Source organism: Kaistella faecalis, from assembly GCF_019195395.1.
Taxonomy (GTDB): domain Bacteria; phylum Bacteroidota; class Bacteroidia; order Flavobacteriales; family Weeksellaceae; genus Kaistella; species Kaistella faecalis.
Genome location: NZ_CP078067.1, coordinates 740,805 through 759,918, shown reverse-complemented (window position 1 = coordinate 759,918; position 19,114 = coordinate 740,805). Strand labels below are relative to the sequence as shown.

Genomic DNA, 19,114 nt, shown 5'->3' with positions numbered 1-19,114 from the left:
AGTTTATTTGTTAAAGATCAGGTATTTCCGTAACTAATTTATCGTTTTTGCTACCCATTAAGAAAACTAATTCTTATGTGGAAAAAATTATTTACAGCCGCCCTGTCAGGAGCATTCATTCTGAATTTTGCCCAGCAGGGTAACCGCGAGAAACTATCAGCTTATCTGGATTCCCTCGCAGTACGTCATAAGGCAGTTGGCAGCTACGCGCTTGCGACTGGCAATGAACCTGACTTTGTAAAAGTAACCGGTTTTGCCGATGCTGAAAAACAGCAGAAGGCCAATATGAATACCCAATACCGGATTGGTTCGGTCTCCAAAATCTTTACTGCTGTTTTGGTGATGAAAGCGGTAGAAGAGAAAAAACTTTCGCTGGATACCAAACTTTCGGATTTTTACCCTGCGATCGAAAACTCACCGAAAATTACCGTAGCTCAACTCATGCAGCACCGTACCGGAATTCATAATCTTACCGACGAGAAGGAATATTGGGAATACCATCAGAATCCTAAGACTGAAAATGAGCTGGTTTCCATCATTCAGAAATATAAAAGTGACTTTTCTCCGGGAGAAAAACATGCTTACAGTAACTCCAATTACATCTTGTTGGGATATATACTGGAGAAAGTTTATAAAAAGTCGTATGCTGAACTGCTACAGGACAAAATTGCAAAACCCTTGAAACTTTCTATGACTAAAGTCGGCGGAAAAATTGATCCTGCAAAAAACCAGGCTCACGCCTATTACTACAAAAACGGAGTCTATGAAAAAAATCCGGAGACCGACATGAGTATCCCGATCGGCGCCGGAAATATTATTTCAACACCAACCGAGCTGCTTAAATTCGTCATTGCACTGGAAAACGGCAAGATCATTTCTCAAAAAAGCCTTGCGGCGATGAAGGATTTTAAAGATAATTACGGGTTTGGATTAGCTAAGGTGCCGTTTATTGACAGATACGGATATGGTCACAGCGGAAGGATCGAGGAATTCCGTTCGGTACTTTTTTACTTTCCGGAATCAAAAGCCGGGGTGAGTTTCATTACCAATCAATCGGATTATGATGTGAACCAGATTTCCATCAACATGTTGAAAACGGCAATGAATATGGATTTTAAAATGCCCGATTTTAAAGAGAAAACTGTTGATCTCGCACTCCTTAAAAAATATGAAGGCACGTACAAAGCACCAGGATTTCCGCTTGATATTAAAATTTTCGAAGAGAACGGAAAACTGATGGCTCAGGCTACCGGACAAACTGCATTTCCACTCGAGGTTGTTTCCGATTCCGAATTTAAATTTGATCCTGCGGGTATAAAAATGAAATTTAATCCCGATAAAAACACAATAGATTTCAATCAGGGATCTATGGTATTGACTTTCACAAGGCAGTAGTGTAAAAACAATTTTACTTTAAGTCAGTTAATACATCAAACAACGAATAAAAATATAAACAGCGATACATGAAGAAACTCATCATTTCCTTAGGACTACTCGGCATTCTATTTACCGGTACTGCCTACGCCCAAACCGAAACTTCCGGCAGAACCGAATACCGCCAAACCCACACTAAGTCTACGGAACTTAAGCATACTAAACTCAAAGTAAATTTCGATTATGCCAAAGAACAGATGAACGGCGAGGAATGGTTAACGGCCAGTCCGCATTTCTATCCTTCGGATTCCCTGATTCTGGATGCTAAAGCGATGCTCATTCACGAAGTGGCTTTGGACAAAAATGGTGGTAAAACGCCGCTGAAATACGCGTACAAAGATGATATGCTGAAAATCACTTTAGATAAGACCTATACGCGGAATCAGGAGTATACGGTTTACATTAAATACACCGCGCGTCCTAATGAAGTAACCGAAAAGGGCAGCGCTGCAATTACCGATGCAAAGGGACTTTATTTCGTAAACGCACAGGGAAAAGATGCTGATAAGCCTACCCAGATCTGGACACAGGGTGAAACCGAAGCCAGTTCTGCATGGTTCCCAACCATCGACAAGCCCAATCAGAAAACCACTCAGGAAATTTACATGACCGTGCCCGACAAATATGTCACTTTATCTAACGGTTTGATGAAATCTTCGGTGAAAGAAGGCAACGGGCTCCGTACCGATCACTGGGTGATGGATAAAAAGCATGCACCTTACCTGTTTTTTATGGGAGTGGGAGATTATGCTGTGGTGAAAGATAAGTGGAGAAATATTGCAGTAGATTATTATGTTGAAAAAGAATATGAAGCGTACGCGAAGCAGATTTTCGGCAACACTCCGGAAATGTTGGAGTTCTTTTCTAAAAAACTGAATTACGATTATCCCTGGTCCAAATATGCGCAGATTACCGCAAGAGATTACGTTTCCGGGGCGATGGAAAATACCACAGCGGTACTTCATCAGGAATCCGCGCAGCAAAAACCGGGCGACCTGATCGATGAAAACCGCTGGGAAGATGTGATTTCTCATGAGCTTTTCCATCATTGGTTTGGCGATCTGGTTACTACCGAAAGCTGGAGTAACCTAACGGTAAACGAATCTTTCGCCAACTATTCCGAATACCTTTGGAATGAACATAAATATGGTAAAGACTTCGCCGATTATACTTTAATGAAAGCTGCTGAAGGTTATTTCCGGGATCCTTCCAATGTCACCAAAGATTTGGTGCGTTTTAATTACCATCACAAAGAAGATATGTTTGATGGGGTTTCATATAATAAAGGAGGCTCAATTCTTCACATGTTGAGAAATTATGTGGGAGACGATGCTTTCTGGGCCGGAATGACAGATTACCTCAAAACCAATGAATACGGTACGGGCGAAGCACATCAGTTCCGTCTATCGCTGGAAAAAGTTTCAGGCAAAGATTTAAACTGGTTCTTCAATCAGTGGTATTTCAACAGCGGTCACCCGAAAGTTTCATACACTACAACCTTCGAACCTGTGAAAAAGCAGGTGAAAGTTACGGTAAGTCAGGATCAGGTGGGCGGTAATTTCCAGTTTCCGCTGGCGCTCGACATCTATGAAAACGGAAAACCTACAAGGAAAAATGTTTGGGTAAGTGCGAAAGATAAAAACGATTTTAGCTTCCCGGTTTCCAAAAATCCAGATTTTATTAATTTGAATGCTGACGGAGTCATTTTAGGTGAGTTTACGGAAAATAAAACTCCGGATCAATATTTCGTGCAATACTCAAATTCAAAAGAATTTTTAAGCAGATATAAAGCAGTAGATAAAGCAGCGGAGAATAAAGCAGCAAATCCTGCGTCACTGAAAACTTTGGTCGCAGCATTGAAAGACCCGAACTTCAGAATCAGAATGAAAGCGCTGAGCGGTCTCGATTTAACAAAATCTGATCAGGCGAAAGCAGCGTTGGCAGAAGTCGAAAAAATGGCTTCCAATGATACTAAAACTTTGGTTCAGGCTGCAGCGATCTCAGCTTTGAGTAAAACAAAAGACAAGAAATACTTCCCTGTTTTTGAGAAAGGAATGAATGCGGTGTCTAATTCTGTAAAAGGAAGTTCTCTTTCCGGGATTGCGGTAGTGGATCCTTCAAAAGTTGCGACTTTAGCTGGCAGCATTGATCTTGACGGTGCAAGCGACGATTTAATTGCGGAACTTTTACCGATTATCGTAAAAAACAAAATCGAAAAACAAATGCCGGCAATTGCCTCAACAGCGGCGTTTTACCCTTTCGTGAAATTCCAGAATCCTGAATTGGGCGCAGCTGCCGAAGACGGTTATAACTGGATCATGAGTTCTGATAATCTGAAAGCAACGGAAAATGTAACGAAGATTTTAATCCAGGTTAAAAAGCAGATCGGCGATAATCCGCAGGCAAAAATGATGATTGTACAGATCCTGAGAGACGGTCTTGCTAAAAAAATGGCGGTGTTGAAAGGTAATCCTTCAAGTCCGACCATCAATCAGCAGGTTGACGCCATTAACAAAGCGATTGAAGCTTATAAATAATCTTGTATTACTAAAACTGAAAATGCCGGGCGTATGTTCGGCATTTTTGGTTTATAAAGAACTTCGATTCTTAGTTTGTTTTAATACTTTACACCGCAAAATCCTTCGGCTCCTCAAATTTTTCACCAGAAATTTTCGTTACAAACATCGCAGCGACGGTATCTCCGGTAGAATTTAAAACGGTTGCCAATGGATCTACCAGTGTTCCGATAATCATTACCGCGGGAATCGCCTCAACCGGAAGCTGGTATACCGAAATCATCAGCATTTCGCCAATATAACCTCCGTTCGGGATTCCGCCGGCGACAATACTTACAAAAATAGTAATTCCGATAGCGAGAAGCAGATTCATAGGATCGAAGAAATTTTCTCCGATAATTAAAAACGCTACATAAATTTTAATGATGGACGACATTGATGAACCGTTTTTATGCAGCGTACTTCCGATCGGAATTACAATGTTCGCAATCGCATCCGGGACTCCGATTTTTGCAGCAGCCTGCAAATTAGCCGGCATTGTTGCAAAACTGCTGCAGGTTGAAATTGCCGTTAAACTCGGATAGATATTGTTTTTCCAGAACTTCTGAACACCATCTTTTCCTTTCGCCATGAAGGCGTAGATCGTAAAAAACAGAAGAAAGTAAACGGTTCCGGCAACGTAATAAAGTCCGAGCGGCTTCGCATAAAATCCGAAAAGCTGAGGTCCTACAGTCGCCACCTGATACGCAAAATAAGCGCCTAAACCGATAGGAGCGGCTTTCATCACGATCAGCAGAAGTTCTTTCATCACTTCATAACCTGATGCGAGAAATTGCCGGAAAGCTGCTCCCGAATCACCGGTTTTCCTCACCGCCGTTCCTGTGAGAAATGCAAAAATCAACAGCGCCAACATACTTTTTCTGGAAAAAAGTTCGGTAAATTCACCAACGGTAAAGAAACTTACAATACGGTCGCCCCAGGTTGCGTCGGTGCCGGTGTCAATGGTTTCCGGTGAAGTTGAAGGCAAAGCTTCGGTGGGAAAAAGCCAAACAGCGGCAATCGTAAACAATGCAGCAATGATGATGAACAGTAGAAAAGTGAAGATCAGGGAGAAAATAATTTTTCCGAATTTCGACTGCTGTTCCAGTGAAGCAATGGAATTTGATACCGCGAAAAAAACCAGCGGAACTACGCTTACGAAAAGTAAATTCAGGAAGATATCGCCCAAAGGCTTTAAATAGGTCACCGCTGCCGGAAAAAATATACCGATAAAACTTCCGGCAATAATTCCGCTCAACAGAAGGATAATTCCGGAATAGTTTTTTAAAACTTCACGCATGTTTTCAAATTTAAGTAAAGATAAAGGTAAAATTTTTCAAACGGATTATGCCGTCCATTCGTCGTTGATCACCGCCACGATATAATATTCACCCTGAAATTCCTCAAATACAAAGCGCAGAGAGTTCCAGTCCATGCCGCCGTATTTTTCCGATCCGGGAATATAATTTTCGGTAAAGTCAAGGCTGGGGTACATCTCTTTCAGGTTGTTTAGCGAATTTCCTGTGCCTTTGAATTCATTCAGATAAAATTCAGACTTGGTGAAATCCCCCTTAAAAACCCACTTCTCCAGATAGTCTTTAAGCGAAATTATGAGCAGATCGCCGGTACCGTCTTTCTCTCCCCATGTAAATCTGGTTCGCATTGAAATATATTTGATGAACTCTTCCCGGGTAAAATGTTTGTTCTTTTCCGGCTGTACATAAGCATACATGGAAAATCGAATTCCTTTTTCCGGATGAATAAACTCTGAAAAACGGTCATAATCTTTCGATTTTAAAGAAGCGACAATTTCGGTATTGAGGTTTTTCAGGAGCTCATTTTTGCTCAGCTTTACCGGTTCCGGAATTTTTGGGATGGAATCTTTTTTAGAGGTTTCCGTGTTGTTTTTCTGAACGGAAACCGAAGCTTTATTTTCTTTACTGCAGCCGGTTACAAGTATGATTAAAGAGAGGAAGATAAGGTTTTTCATGGCTATTTTTTTAAATTGAAATTCAGACTCAGCATATAGTTTCTGCCTGCTGCAGGGTTGTAATACCGGTTTCCGAATGCGTTAATATCGTAACCCAAACTGTACGCCGTATCGTAAATATTCTGTACACTCAGTTTTAAATCAGTTTTAAAAGTATTTAATCTTAAAAGATAAGTCAAAGAAATATTACCAACAAGAGACGGTTTTGCCACAACAGAATTGGCATCGTTCAGCGGGATTTCCGACGTGTAAAAATGGCTCAGATCAATTTTTAAATCACGGAATAATTCAAAATTAATGAGACTTTGCAATGAGGTTGACGGAACACCCGTAAGTTCGTTTCCTGAGAAATCATCATTGTTTTTGAGATAATTCCTGAAGGTGAAATCGTAAAAATTTCCTGCGAAGTAAAACTTTATATTCTTAAGCACTGGTGAATTGATGAGCAGTTTTCTGCTTTCAACAACAAATTCGATTCCTTTCTGTGAGGATCCGCCGGCATTTACAAAATATTCCTGGCCGTTTTCGTTTTCTTTTCTTACAATGGCGTCTTTCAGGCGGAAATCAAAAATACTCAGTTCCGTAAAAAGTAAATCTCCCCACTGGTTCCTTATACCGATTTCTTTGTTCCATCCCGATTCCGGACTCAGATCAATATTGATCTCCTGCGCAGAGGAGCGGATTTCCTCAGTAGTTGGCGCCGAGTTCCCTTTTGCAAATTTTGCGCGAACCGAAAAACCTTTTCCTAAGAGATACGAAACTCCCAAATTCGGTAAAAATGCATTCTCAAATTTTTTATGTCCCGATTCTGCGTTTGGATAAAGGCTTTTCCAGCGGTAATTCATGTAATTAAGGCTTGCCGCAAGGTCAATCGTCAGCTTTTTTTTGAATTCCGCTTTCTGGGAAAGAAAAATGAATCCGCTTTCTGTGGAGATGTCATCAAAATTCTGAACATCTGCGGGCGTTCCCAAATTATTACCGAAGTTTCTGATGATTCCTTTTGCAGCCGCGCCTTCTAAACCCAAGCGTGTTTCATAAGCGGAATTCTCGAGGTTTTTGACAAAATTTAAATGGGTGCGGACGGTAAAATTATTTTCGAATCTTTTCTCGTAATTTGTGATGAAAGGATTCCGAAAGTCGTTGTAGTTACCCTGTGCTGCAATAAAATGGCTGAAATCTTTTTTAAAGCTGTAAATATTAGATAATCCGGCAAAAATCATTTTGTTATAAATACCTGCCTGCTGTTCTGCAGCTCCGGGAAGAGCAGTTGTGTTCGGCCTTGCCTGTCTGGGATTTTCCTGCATCTGCGCAAGCGTCAGTCCGCCCGGAGTTTCATAATGTAAATCCGACAGAAGAAGAAGCGCCTGAAACTGGTTATTTTCACCGTAATGATAGCTGTCTTTTATGAATGCGAACTTCCTTTGAACTGCAGCTTGTTTGCGATACGACTCGGTGGTTTCATAGCTTGTATAGATCTGAAAGAAATGATTTTGCACATTTTCTGCTGTATGGATTTTGCCTTTGAAGTGATTAAAACTTCCTCCAGAAATTCCGAAACTTTTTTCGGCCTTATTTTTTGTATTCAGTAAGGCTGTGCCACCAGTTTGGGCTCCGAAATCTCCGCTTTCCGGACCTTTGAAAATTTCAATAGAACCCAGGATTTCGGGATCCAGAATATTTAAATAAGTATTGCCGGATGCGTCAGTAAGTGCAAAATCATCAAGATAAACTTTTACGTTTCTAACCCCAAAAGGAGACCTCAAAGTGCTTCCGCGAACCGACAATCTGTAGGATCCGGGTGAACGTTCTTCCATCTTGCTTCCGGGAAGTAGGTTGAGTGATTCCAGTAAACGGTCCGGTGCGTTCTGGGCCAGGAAATTACTTCCGGAAAAGGATACCGATTTTGTTGAAGTAATGAGTTTTCCCGGCTTTTTGAATGCGTCAATCTGAACCTCTGTGATTAAGGATGCAGAATCCTGTTGCTGACAAAAAGCCAACACCGAAACAAGCAGGAAAACAAAATGAAAAGCTTTGATATGCAAGCACATAAATTTTTGCTAAAATAGAGAATTAGCCTTAAAGTTTAACAGTTCTTTAAAACGACACAATATGGATTTTCCTTAAATTTGAATAAATCATGAAAGAAAATGGCTTATATAGATTATTATAAGATTTTGGGGATTGATAAGAAAGCGTCTGCCGATGACGTGAAAAAAGCATACCGAAAACTCGCCAGAAAGTATCATCCGGATGTTAATCCCGGCGATAAGGAAGCTGAACGGAAATTTAAGGAAATCAATGAAGCCAATGAAGTGCTCAGTCATCCGCAAAACCGTGAAAAGTACGACAAGTATGGTGAACACTGGAAACAGGGTGAAGAATACGATAAAGCACAGCAACACCAAAGGGCACAGCAAAGTCAGAATTTCGGAGAGGGATTTACAGGCACAGATTTCGGTGACGGCGAAGATTTTTCAGACTTTTTCCAGAGTATGTTTGGCGGCGGCGCAGGAGGCGGTTTCGGCAGAACCTCCCGTGGCAGTGCATCGGGAAAATTTAAAGGTCAGGATATTTCAGCGGAATTGAATCTTCATCTGAGGGATGCGGCTAAAACCCATCAGCAGACTTTCGATATCAATGGAAAAAAGGTGAGATTAACCATTCCTGCGGGTGTTGCCGATGGTCAGAAGATCAAACTCAAAGGTCATGGAAATCCCGGGTTTAATGGCGGACCCAACGGTGATCTTTATATCACTTTCAATATCGCGGAAGATCCTCATTTTAAAAGAAACGGTGATCATTTAAGCGGCGATATCACTATCGATCTATACACCGCAATTTTGGGCGGAGAGGTTAATGTAAAAACCCTGGACGGAAGTGTAAAACTGAAGGTTAAACCAGAAACGCAAGGCGGAATGAAGGTACGTTTGAAAGGAAAGGGATTTCCGGTTTACAAAAAGGAAGGCGAATTCGGTGATTTTGTGGTGACCTACCATGTCAAACTCCCGACAAACCTCTCATACAAAGAAAAAGAATTGTTTCAACAGCTTAAAGATTTACAGCCATGACGGAAAGAATATCACGCGAGGAACTCGTAAGAATTTACAATGTGGAAATTACATTTTTCGATGCACTGCAGGAATCCGGTTTACTTAAAACGCAGACCGAAAACGATATTATGTACGTAAGTTATGATGAACTTCATGTTTTTGAAAGGTTATCCAATTTATATTACGATCTCGAAGTTAATTTACCTGGCTTAGAAATCATTCATTACCTTCAAGCAAAGATGGAAGTGCTTAAGAATGAGAATTCTAAATTGCGTCGGCAGAAACCCTGGTGATGAGCAAAAAAGTGATTGTATGTTTTTGGAGAGATTGTCTATGTTTTAAGGGAAGAAAAGCACTGAAATTATCCAATTCGTAAGACATTTAAAATTTTATTAAATATTTGTGAAAGAATTTAGGCTTTATTAAAATTAATTGTTTAGTTTTGGCTCGATTAACAAATTTAAATATTTATGAAGAAAATTTTACTATCGTGCTTTTTAGCATTGGGAATCGGCGCAAGTGCGCAATTTGTAGAAAACTTTGACGCTGGAACAACTGCACCAGCTGGGTGGACTGTTATTAATGGAGGAGGACCTAACACATTTATTTTTACCCCTGGAGCTCCCGGATCTGTGCTTACTTCCCCTAATGCAGCCCAAATCAATTATGATGCGGTAGCGCATGATGATTATTTAGTAACTCCCGCAATTACTGTTACAGCAGGCCTTAATGACAGGTTAACGTATTTCGTTAAAAATCAGGATCCGGCATATGTGGAGGATTATGATGTTAAGATTTCTACAACTACGGCAACTGCAGCAGCTTTTACAACTTTTATTAAAACTAATGCACCCGCACCAAGTGTTTGGACTCAGGTTGTACTGGATTTAACCCCTTATGTAGGTCAAACCATTTATGTTGGTTTCCATGCAACGTCTGCGGATAAATTCAGGTTATTGTTTGATAACATCGTGAGTGATACTGCGCCAACTGCGGTTCCAAATTGCCCAACCTTAGCTACCCCTGCGAACAACACAGTTGATGTAGATGCTACAAATACTACATTGACCTGGACTGCTCCAACCGGTGGTGGTGCAGTAGCTTATTACGAGCTATATATGGATACAAACCCCAACCCAACTACGAAAATTGGTAACTATGTAAATCCAACTGCAATATTCAGTACGGCAACAAGCAATGCCCTGCTTTCCAACACCAAGTATTACTGGAGAGTTGTAGCTGTAAACTCTGCAGGAAGTGCAGTAGATTGTAATACCATATATAATTTTACTACCAAGGAGATTATTGCAACTGGATGTACTACTGCGCCAAACGGTCTTTACGGTACACTTACACCATCAGTTTGTAACGGAACAACCCCGGTAACAAGAACTCTTGCCTATGCAGGTGAATATTCTGTAGTGAATGTCGTAGCTGGAAATACTTACAGATTCGAGACTTTGCTTAAACCGGGTTATTATATCACCATTGCAACTAATGTTGCTGCTCCAGTTGTCCTAAAACATGGTGTAGGTCCGCTATTGTACACTCCAACAACAACCGGGGCAGTGAGATTTTATTCACATACAGATTCATCATGTACTGGACTTACAAATTCTACAACATCGCACACCAGAAGCGTAACTTGTTTAGGTGTGCTGGCTGTATCAGATAATACTAAAGCTAGCCTTTCTGTATATCCTAACCCATTCAGCGATGTATTGAAAATTTCTGATGTAAAAGGAGTGAAATCTGTTTCAATCACTGATGTTGCAGGTAGATTGGTTAAAACCATGAAACCGGCTGCTGAACTTAATGTTTCAGAATTGAAATCAGGTCTTTATATGGTTACATTAAACATGGAAGACGGAAGTTCTAAAACAATTAAAGCAATCAAAAAATAATATTCTAACAGAATAATTTTGATAAAAATGAATCCGCTTCAGCAATGAAGCGGATTTTTTAGTTCTAAATTTCTTACACTAACTGAAGCTCAATTTTCAATATCTTAACAAATCCTATTTTTTATTTCTATTTTAAAATATTTTTCAATATAAATTTATAATTTTGATGAAGATTAACATATTAAAATGATGAAAAAATTTTTACTCTCGTGCTTAATCGCACTCGGAATCGGTTCGAACGCGCAGTATGTATATACCGGCGATTTCGAAGACCCAGGTTATAATATAAACACGTACAAGCAGTTCGGAAACGGAACCCGTACCACCGCAGCTGCATGTAACGGGACGAACGGTGGCCAACTTGCAATAAACGCAACAGTGACTCAATCAGGGTATATGATTGATTTAAGTACAATTGGTCAAACCGGGAACGGACAGAAAATTGACGTAAGTGTTGGATACAAGAAAGCGGCAAATATTACCGGTACCATTAGCCTGGCTTATTTTGTTTACAATGCAGCTTCTAATCAGTGGTCAGTAAATACTTTCGGTCCATCAGTTGTCCTGCCATCCACTGCGGCTAACACCTGCACTACTTTAAGTGCTACAATTCCTTCGGGAATTATTCAGCCGGGACAGATTTACGGAATTGGGGCTTGGTTCGTTCGGAGCGGAGCGACGACCGGTAATATATATGTTGATGATATTTCCATCAATCAGGAGATTGTTACAACAGCACCTGGTTGCGCAACCATTGTAAATCCTGCAGACGGGTCTGCAATTTCTGCAGGAAACCTCAATTTAGCATGGAATACGGTTCCTACCGCTGTAAATTATAAAGTAGCCATCGGAACATCACCGGGAAGTTCAAATATTTATAATGCTACGGTTACGGGAACAAATGCCAATATTACGTTGGCACCCAATACCACGTATTATGCTAGCGTAGTTCCTGCGAACCTGAACGGCGACGCTACCGGTTGTTCAGAAATTTCTTTCACAACAAACAGTTTAATCGCTTACTGTGGTTCTATCACTTCGAATGCTGTGACTTATCCTATATCATCTGTATCACTTAATGGCGTAACAAATACTTCTGCCGCAACCACTGGTGCACCAGCGTATGAAGATTTTACAGCTACGGTGATGAATGTGTATCAGGGGCTTACCCACCAGCTCGCGGTTACTGGAACAGGTTTAGGTACCAATAGATTTGGAATGACCGCTTTTGTGGACTGGAATAATGACGGTGATTTTAATGACGCAAATGAACAGTACTTTACTTCAGCACCATTAATAGGAGGTGCAGGTGCGGCGGTTAATTTAGCCGGAAACATAACTGTACCCGCAGGAGCAACTCTGGGTAATAAGAGAATGAGGATTAAATATAATTTTAACAGCTCTACAACTGCGCTTGGTGATCCTCTGGCTAATCCTTGTGCGAATGTGACCAACGGACAGGTTGAAGATTATACCTTATCTGTCCTTACTCCTCCGTCCGCACCAGTTTGCACAACGGTAACATTGCCTGTGGCGGGCGCGGCAGATTTCCCGGCAAACGGAATAATTACCTGGGCTGCTGCAGAATTTGCAGCAGGATATAAAGTGTATATCGGTACAACACCTGGAGGAACCGAATTTGCGAATGGGACTGTTGTTAACGGTACCTCTTACCAACCCGGGTTAGTTCCGAATACAACCTACTATCTGAAAGTAGTGCCATATAATAATTTAGGTGATGCCCCTGGATGTACCGAAATATCATTTACAACTGTAGGAGTGGTGTATTGTGGGCCTTTGACTTACTCCACTGTAGAGCCAACAACTAATGTAACTTTTGCAGGCATTAATAATACGACCTCAGCTACATTAAACGGAACACCAGCTCACGAGTTCTTCCTCGATAAAGTGGGTACTGTTCTTACGAACACGACTTACCCGATTTCCTTAAATGCCAATACTGATGGAGCATCTTTCAGACATTATTTTGCAGTATTCATCGACTGGAATCAGGATGGAGACTTTGATGATGCCGGTGAGAAGTATTTTACAACACCTGCAAGCTTTATATTTGTATTAGGTTCGGATGGAGTTACCGGAACTCCGGCCACCGGCTCTATTATTGTGCCTCAGGATGCGAAACTTGGGCAGACACGAATGAGAATTAAATCTGCATTTTACGCCTCAGGTGGTCCCGCTACAGATCCAAACCTCAGTAATTTTGCCAACGCATGTGTTACAACAGGCTCTACATTTGGCCAGATCGAGGATTATACGATTCAGGTGAATACGGCTACAACGGGAACTTCAAATGTTGATAAGGCTAAAGTTGTAGTTTATCCAAATCCGTTTACAGATGTATTAAATATTTCCGATGTAAAAGGAGTGAAATCTGTTTCAATAAGTGATGTTGCAGGACGACAGGTGAAAAACATGAAAGCTGCAGCTCAGCTAAATCTTTCAGACCTTAAAACCGGTCTTTATATCGTGACATTGCATATGGAAGATGGTTCAGTAAACTCAATTAAAGTTATTAAGAAGTAGTATTTCCATGAAAATTTGACTTAAAATCAATCCGTCTCATTAATGAGACGGATTTTTTTTGCCTTCATATTGACTGTTCAAATTATTGTAAAACCTGCTGTAGTAATGGTTATAAGAATATTTATCAATATTTAATGCCGCGAAAAATAAAATTTATTAATATTTTCACTACTTTGTATTGCATAATACTAAATTAATTATATATCTTTGCATTGTAAGATTGATAGGATGATTTCTTTTCAGTTTTAGAAAGCACAGAGAAACCAATTAATAACCTCAAATAATATGAACACAGAAAACACCAAAGCGCAAATGCGGAAAGGAATTCTGGAATTCTGCATTTTGAGTTTGATCGACCGAAGAGAAATGTATGTTTCCGATTTGATTGATGAGCTTAAAAAAGGAAAACTGGATGTGGTGGAAGGTACACTTTACCCGCTCCTCACTAGACTGAAAAACGGCGAATTCCTCTCTTACCGATGGGAAGAATCTACCGGAGGACCTCCAAGAAAATACTACCAGATTACAGAAAAAGGAAAACTGTTTCTTGCAGAACTACTCAATACCTGGAAAGAACTTACCGAATCTGTAAACCAAATTACTAAAAACAATAACCCCACGGACGCACCTGAAAGCTCGTTCCACCCAAATTCTTAAAACTATGAACAAGACACTCTCAATAGGACTTGCAGGTTTCTCCTTCACCATCGAGGAACACGCATATATTAAACTTAGTGATTATCTTGCGGCGCTCAGAAGCTCTTTGGATGCAAATGAAGCTGATGAGGTAATGCACGACATCGAAATCCGGATGGTTGAAATCTTCAAAGACACTTTAGGAAAACGAGAAGTCATCAACGATACCGATGTAGAAAGAGTAATTTCGCAAATCGGAAAACCGGAACAGATCGAAGAGCAGGAAGAAGCATATTTTTCTGAAAAATCTTCCAGAAGACAGCAAAAAACTACAGGTACGTTCACCGGTCAGAAGCAGCTTTTCCGCGATCCGGAAAAACAGAAAATCGCAGGCGTGTGCGCAGGTTTGGCGCATTATGTTGGCATGGATATAAGTGCAATGCGAGCCATCTGGCTCGGAATAGCAATCCTGGGAATTTTCACCGCAGCTATTTCAACTTCACTTATTATCTTGATTTACGTTATTCTGTGGATTGTTTTACCTAAAGCAGAAACCGCGACCGATTTCCTGAAAATGAAGGGAAAGCCTATGAACTTCGACAATTTGAAAAACGAATCCAACAAACTGGTACAGTTTGCCAATGAATCTACACAAAGGGTCGGAGAAATTTACACCGAAAACAAGCCTTATATCAACAATGCAGGAAGCGGGATCTGGAATGTAATCCGTTACATCTTAGGCGGAATCTTCGGAATGATGGCTTTGGGTTGTATCATAGGAGCCTTCTTTATCTTCGGATTATTTGGCGGAAATACTGAATTTTCCCCGATGCGCGAATTCAACTTTATGTTTGAAGATGATGGGATGAGCAATGTACTTTATGCCATGATGCTGATCGGAACTCTAATACCGGCAATTCTCTTCAGTTTACTATCCATTAAACTTATTTCACCGAAAACACAGTTGAGAAACGTAGGATATGTTTTAGGAGCACTGTTGCTTATTCTGATTGGTTTTGCTACTTATTTCGGAGTTAATATGGCTAAAAAAGACATGATTTACAAAGGTCATAAAGAAGATACTGAGAATGTAGCCATCAATACAACATCAGACAGTCTTTATGTCGACGTGAAGCAGATTACCATTCCGCAGAACTTTACAGCGTATGACGATGATATCTTTTCTGACAAAAAAATGGTTTACGAAGAAGATTATCCATACGTTGATGTAACCCGCAGTGCGACTGCTACAGCGCCATTTTTAATCGTTAAAAAAGAAGGTAAAGGGTATAATATTCCGGTGCAGCTTAATGTACCTGTAGAAATCCAGGATAATAAAATACTGCTTCCAAACTTCGTAAAATACCCTTATCAGGATCGGTTCCGTAATTACAATGTGACCTATGAACTTGTAGTTCCCATGAGCACCAGAGTTTTCAAGGTGAAAGAAAATGGACTGAATATCGACGGTGATCTGGACGGCGACGGAATGGAAGATGATAATGATGACGATAACGCTGTGGTAATCGAAAAAAATAAGATTAAAATCAACGGTTCTACCATACAGTACAATTCTTCGGATAAAGACAGCGTGATTATCAACGGGACCAAAATGCCCAAAGCAGCCGCTGATAAAATAATCGATTCCATGAAAACAAATATTGGCAAAATGGAAAATGTAGACATTTCCATTAAAGACGGAAAGAAAGAAATATCCATTAAAACCAAATAATGAGAGTGGATGAGCAAAGGCGGAGGCTCTGCGTCACAGAAAATCCGCTTTTCGCTTGTTCATCTGGGTTTAACCAAAATTTAACATACGGAAAAGTATTTTGATAGAAAAAAACACTAATTTCGTAACGCGAATTTAATAAGTCATTAATTAACACTTAAATCAACAGTCATGGTACAGTTCGTTCTAGAAATCGCAATGAAAATCATGGATTTCGTAAGCAGTTTATTTTAGTTAGAATTTTAATTCAATATATTTGTAAAGTATAACCAATACCTTTGGTTATACTTTTTTGTTTAATAAGAAACTGTAAAATTAATTCCTTTTCCCGGAATCTTTTGATATGAAAAAACTCATCGGAAAACTCATCCTGAAATTAATCGGCTGGAAAATTGTTCTTGAAGGCGATGTGAATAACCTGAACCGCTGCATTCTTGTCGTTGCGCCGCACACTTCCAACCAGGAATATCTTCTCGGCAATCTCGCCTATTGGGCGCTGGATAAACCGCTGAAAATCATCATCAAAGACCAGCACACCAAAGCGTGGTACGGCGGAATCGTAAAAGCTTTGGGAGGCGTGGGAATCGATCGCTCTCAGAAAAACGACCTCGTGAAATTTGTAGTTGATCAATTCAAAAAAGAAGATTTCAGTCTGGTAATTACTCCCGAAGGTACCCGCAGTTGGGTTCCGAAATGGAGAAAAGGCTTTTATCACATGGCAATGGCGGCAAAAGTTCCGATCATTGTGGCAGCGGGCGACTTCAGAACGAAGCAGATTCATCTTGGCTATGAAATTTCAGTTAAAGATCTGGAAACGCGCTCATTTGATGACATCATGGAGGAAATGGAAGAGTATTACAAAAAAATCACCCCGAAATATCCTGAAAAATGGAATCCTAAAATCTATTAATCTAAACGTTATGACCGAAGATAGAAAGAACGAAATTCTCCACCAGCTCAACAATTGGGGCGGGGAAAACCTGGGAAAGACTTTGGGAATTATTTTCACGGATGTTACCGATGACACGCTGACCGCAACAATGCCTGTAACCCCGAAAGTGCATCAGCCTTACGGGATTCTTCACGGTGGCGCTAACTGTGTTCTGGCAGAAACTCTGGGATCGTGCCTTTCTGTTTTGCATGTGGATACAGAGAAAGTAGTGCCTGTGGGAACCAATATCAACTCGAATCATTTACGAAGTAAAAAGGAAGGAACCGTTACCGGGACCGCAAAATTTATCAGAAAAGGCAACACAATGCACGTTTCCGAAATTGATATCCGCGACGAACATGATCACCTGATCAATCACACCACCATGACCAATAATATTATTCCACGTCCCAGATAAAAAATGATTTTCTTTAGATTTCCTTTTTCCGAAACCATTTATACTGTTGAGGAAACTTCGGTTTCTGAGGCGGTGTCTTTTCTCTCATTTGATCAGTCAGAAAAAATTGATTTCAAGGGAACGCTTAAAGCAATATCAGGAGCTGAGTTTTTAAATCAGGAGGTTTTTCATGATAATTTGAATACGGAACTGCTTGATTTTAAAGAGGAAACAGCCAGAGAATATCAGGAAAAATTACTGAACGTGATTGATTTTATTAAGGAAAATCAACTTTCCAAACTCGTGATTTCCAGAAGGAAACTGGTGCAGTTTAACGATTCAAAGCTCAGTCTTTCACAAACTTTTTTGAATCTCTGCGAATCTTACAAAAATGCTTTCGTCTATTTTTTTATTAAAGACGGCAAATGTTGGCTCGGTGCTTTTTCTGAACTTTTAGGAAAGTTTGATAAAAAGACGTCTGAATTTCAAACCATGAGTCTTGCCGGAACAATTCCTGTGGACGAAAACTGGACAGATAAAGAAATTGAAGAACAAAAACCGGTAACAGATTTTATCTCCAATACGCTGAAAAATTATGCTTCTGAAGTTTATAAAAGCGACACTTACGACCATATTTCAGGAAACATCAAGCATTTGAGAAACGATTTCAGTGCGAAAATCAGCGAAAATGATCTGGAGAAGATCATTTCCGAACTTCATCCTACGCCCGCGGTTTGTGGAATTCCGAAAGAAATTTGCAGCAATGCGATAGAGCATTTTGAAACTCATCCAAGAAATTTCTACGCTGGTTATATTAAAGTCGAAACCGAAGAAAATGTTCAGTATTTTGTAAATCTTCGCTGCGCTGAATTCTTTGAGAACGCTGCTTTAATCTACGTCGGTGGCGGAATTACCGCAGAAAGTTCGCCTGAAAAAGAATGGCGCGAAACCGAACTGAAATCCGAAGCAGTCTTGAAAAATCTCAGTTTCACATAAATCTTCAGCATGAAAATTCATCATATTGCCATCATCTGTTCAGATTATCCGGTGTCCAAAAAATTTTATACCGAAATTTTAGGGCTCAAGATTTTGCGCGAAGTTAACCGTGCGGAAAGGGATTCCTATAAACTTGATCTCGGAATCGGCGACCATTATGTGATCGAGCTTTTTTCTTTTCCCAATCCTCCTGCAAGGCCATCGCGGCCTGAGAGCTGCGGTTTGAGGCACCTGGCTTTTTCTGTTGAAAATGTAGAAGAAAAGAGGGATGAACTTACTAGAAAGGGTTTGATTTGCGAGGACATCCGGATTGACGAATTTACCAACCGGAAGTTTTTCTTCACCCAGGATCCCGATGCGTTGCCGCTCGAATTTTACGAAGCATAAAAGATGAAATTATTTTATATAATTCTCGGTGCTTCAGTGAAAGGCAGAACAATCGAACAGCATGATGTGTTTTTCGGCATCGCTGAAAAGCTGAAAGATTTAGTGCCAGCTATTAAAGAGTTCTGGCCGGAAGCAGGTAGCGATCTTCATCTTGACGCTTATCAGGAAGTGAAATTTGTCGATGGCTACGAAATCCGAATTGTGGAAAAAGGAAGTCAGCAATCAGAAAATCAGTTATTTTTCATCAACCTTGGAGGATATAAAAAGGGATTTTTCGAGGAATTTCATGAGCAGCATTTGATGGTAGGTGGTAAAATGTCCGAGGTTATCAAGAAAGCCAAGCAGACCGAATTTTATAAAACGATGGGATTTGGCGGTGCAGTAAGTCATGTTGATGACAAACACGGCGTTGATATTGACGATGTTTTTAAAGTAAATGATCTTCTCTCTCAGGAAATGAAGGATAAATATTCGCTAATATTGGAAAAATCCTCACAAATTGATCAGAAGAACTTCATCAAACTAAAATATCTTAAAATCGATAAAATTTAGTTTTAA

Annotated in this window: 16 protein-coding genes; 13 read left to right on the top strand and 3 right to left on the bottom strand. The window is 40.2% G+C overall.

Features of this window, described 5'->3' with window-relative positions; all coding sequences use genetic code 11:
* Window positions 1-75 precede the first annotated feature (75 nt).
* A complete protein-coding gene (locus tag KTV93_RS03600) occupies window positions 76-1,395 on the top strand; it encodes a serine hydrolase domain-containing protein (protein WP_218249960.1) in 1,320 nt (439 codons plus the stop codon).
* Window positions 1,396-1,463: 68 nt separating this feature from the next.
* On the top strand, window positions 1,464-3,971 hold the full coding sequence (locus KTV93_RS03595; protein WP_218249959.1) for a M1 family metallopeptidase: 2,508 nt from the start codon (window positions 1,464-1,466) through the stop codon (window positions 3,969-3,971).
* 88 nt (window positions 3,972-4,059) lie between these two features.
* Here KTV93_RS03595 and KTV93_RS03590 read toward each other — a convergent pair whose 3' ends face one another.
* From KTV93_RS03590 to KTV93_RS03580, 3 genes are read right to left on the bottom strand one after another with little or no spacing between them, the layout of a single operon-like run.
* Complete coding sequence (locus KTV93_RS03590) at window positions 4,060-5,289, bottom strand: dicarboxylate/amino acid:cation symporter (protein WP_218249958.1); 1,230 nt, start codon at window positions 5,287-5,289, stop codon at window positions 4,060-4,062.
* A gap of 45 nt (window positions 5,290-5,334) precedes the next feature.
* Window positions 5,335-5,979, bottom strand: coding sequence for a hypothetical protein (locus KTV93_RS03585; protein WP_218249957.1), 645 nt, complete (start codon window positions 5,977-5,979; stop codon window positions 5,335-5,337).
* Window positions 5,980-5,981: 2 nt separating this feature from the next.
* Window positions 5,982-8,021, bottom strand: a complete 2,040-nt coding sequence (locus KTV93_RS03580) for a TonB-dependent receptor (RefSeq protein ID WP_230259195.1) — start codon at window positions 8,019-8,021, stop codon at window positions 5,982-5,984.
* A 105-nt stretch (window positions 8,022-8,126) separates the two neighbouring features.
* Here KTV93_RS03580 and KTV93_RS03575 point away from each other — a divergent pair, with 105 nt between their 5' ends.
* The 11 genes from KTV93_RS03575 (at window position 8,127) to KTV93_RS03525 (ending at window position 19,108) form a co-directional block, all read left to right on the top strand.
* Window positions 8,127-9,047: a DnaJ C-terminal domain-containing protein gene (locus KTV93_RS03575; protein ID WP_218249955.1), complete on the top strand. Its 921-nt coding sequence runs from the start codon at window positions 8,127-8,129 to the stop codon at window positions 9,045-9,047.
* The gene (locus KTV93_RS03570) at window positions 9,044-9,322 is read left to right on the top strand and encodes a chaperone modulator CbpM (protein ID WP_218249954.1); all 279 of its coding nucleotides are present in this window, start codon (window positions 9,044-9,046) and stop codon (window positions 9,320-9,322) included. Before KTV93_RS03575 ends, KTV93_RS03570 begins: the two co-directional genes overlap by 4 nt.
* A 177-nt stretch (window positions 9,323-9,499) precedes the next feature.
* Window positions 9,500-10,933, top strand: coding sequence for a T9SS-dependent choice-of-anchor J family protein (locus KTV93_RS03565; protein ID WP_218249953.1), 1,434 nt, complete (start codon window positions 9,500-9,502; stop codon window positions 10,931-10,933).
* 186 nt (window positions 10,934-11,119) lie between these two features.
* Window positions 11,120-13,477, top strand: a complete 2,358-nt coding sequence (locus KTV93_RS03560; protein ID WP_218249952.1) for a GEVED domain-containing protein — start codon at window positions 11,120-11,122, stop codon at window positions 13,475-13,477.
* Between the two features lie 285 nt (window positions 13,478-13,762).
* On the top strand, window positions 13,763-14,134 hold the full coding sequence (locus tag KTV93_RS03555; RefSeq protein ID WP_218249951.1) for a PadR family transcriptional regulator: 372 nt from the start codon (window positions 13,763-13,765) through the stop codon (window positions 14,132-14,134).
* A gap of 4 nt (window positions 14,135-14,138) precedes the next feature.
* Window positions 14,139-15,845, top strand: a complete 1,707-nt coding sequence (locus tag KTV93_RS03550; protein WP_218249950.1) for a PspC domain-containing protein — start codon at window positions 14,139-14,141, stop codon at window positions 15,843-15,845.
* 343 nt (window positions 15,846-16,188) lie between these two features.
* The gene (locus KTV93_RS03545) at window positions 16,189-16,755 is read left to right on the top strand and encodes a 1-acyl-sn-glycerol-3-phosphate acyltransferase (RefSeq protein ID WP_218249949.1); all 567 of its coding nucleotides are present in this window, start codon (window positions 16,189-16,191) and stop codon (window positions 16,753-16,755) included.
* A gap of 10 nt (window positions 16,756-16,765) precedes the next feature.
* Window positions 16,766-17,194, top strand: a complete 429-nt coding sequence (locus tag KTV93_RS03540) for a PaaI family thioesterase (RefSeq protein WP_218249948.1) — start codon at window positions 16,766-16,768, stop codon at window positions 17,192-17,194.
* A gap of 3 nt (window positions 17,195-17,197) precedes the next feature.
* Window positions 17,198-18,169: a chorismate-binding protein gene (locus KTV93_RS03535; RefSeq protein ID WP_218249947.1), complete on the top strand. Its 972-nt coding sequence runs from the start codon at window positions 17,198-17,200 to the stop codon at window positions 18,167-18,169.
* Window positions 18,170-18,178: 9 nt separating this feature from the next.
* Window positions 18,179-18,556 carry an SMU1112c/YaeR family gloxylase I-like metalloprotein gene (gloA2, locus tag KTV93_RS03530; RefSeq protein WP_218249946.1) on the top strand — a complete coding sequence of 126 codons (378 nt, stop codon included), beginning with the start codon at window positions 18,179-18,181 and terminating at the stop codon, window positions 18,554-18,556.
* Between the two features lie 3 nt (window positions 18,557-18,559).
* Window positions 18,560-19,108: a DUF1543 domain-containing protein gene (locus KTV93_RS03525; RefSeq protein ID WP_218249945.1), complete on the top strand. Its 549-nt coding sequence runs from the start codon at window positions 18,560-18,562 to the stop codon at window positions 19,106-19,108.
* Window positions 19,109-19,114 lie beyond the last annotated feature (6 nt).

Coding starts and splice junctions, on each gene's coding strand:
- KTV93_RS03600 (WP_218249960.1), top strand. CDS start 76: ATGTGGAAAAAATTATTTACAGCCGCCCTGTCAGGAGCATTCATTCTG.
- KTV93_RS03595 (WP_218249959.1), top strand. CDS start 1,464: ATGAAGAAACTCATCATTTCCTTAGGACTACTCGGCATTCTATTTACC.
- KTV93_RS03590 (WP_218249958.1), bottom strand. CDS start 5,289: ATGCGTGAAGTTTTAAAAAACTATTCCGGAATTATCCTTCTGTTGAGC.
- KTV93_RS03585 (WP_218249957.1), bottom strand. CDS start 5,979: ATGAAAAACCTTATCTTCCTCTCTTTAATCATACTTGTAACCGGCTGC.
- KTV93_RS03575 (WP_218249955.1), top strand. CDS start 8,127: ATGGCTTATATAGATTATTATAAGATTTTGGGGATTGATAAGAAAGCG.
- KTV93_RS03570 (WP_218249954.1), top strand. CDS start 9,044: ATGACGGAAAGAATATCACGCGAGGAACTCGTAAGAATTTACAATGTG.
- KTV93_RS03565 (WP_218249953.1), top strand. CDS start 9,500: ATGAAGAAAATTTTACTATCGTGCTTTTTAGCATTGGGAATCGGCGCA.
- KTV93_RS03560 (WP_218249952.1), top strand. CDS start 11,120: ATGATGAAAAAATTTTTACTCTCGTGCTTAATCGCACTCGGAATCGGT.
- KTV93_RS03555 (WP_218249951.1), top strand. CDS start 13,763: ATGAACACAGAAAACACCAAAGCGCAAATGCGGAAAGGAATTCTGGAA.
- KTV93_RS03550 (WP_218249950.1), top strand. CDS start 14,139: ATGAACAAGACACTCTCAATAGGACTTGCAGGTTTCTCCTTCACCATC.
- KTV93_RS03545 (WP_218249949.1), top strand. CDS start 16,189: ATGAAAAAACTCATCGGAAAACTCATCCTGAAATTAATCGGCTGGAAA.
- KTV93_RS03540 (WP_218249948.1), top strand. CDS start 16,766: ATGACCGAAGATAGAAAGAACGAAATTCTCCACCAGCTCAACAATTGG.
- KTV93_RS03535 (WP_218249947.1), top strand. CDS start 17,198: ATGATTTTCTTTAGATTTCCTTTTTCCGAAACCATTTATACTGTTGAG.
- gloA2 (WP_218249946.1), top strand. CDS start 18,179: ATGAAAATTCATCATATTGCCATCATCTGTTCAGATTATCCGGTGTCC.
- KTV93_RS03525 (WP_218249945.1), top strand. CDS start 18,560: ATGAAATTATTTTATATAATTCTCGGTGCTTCAGTGAAAGGCAGAACA.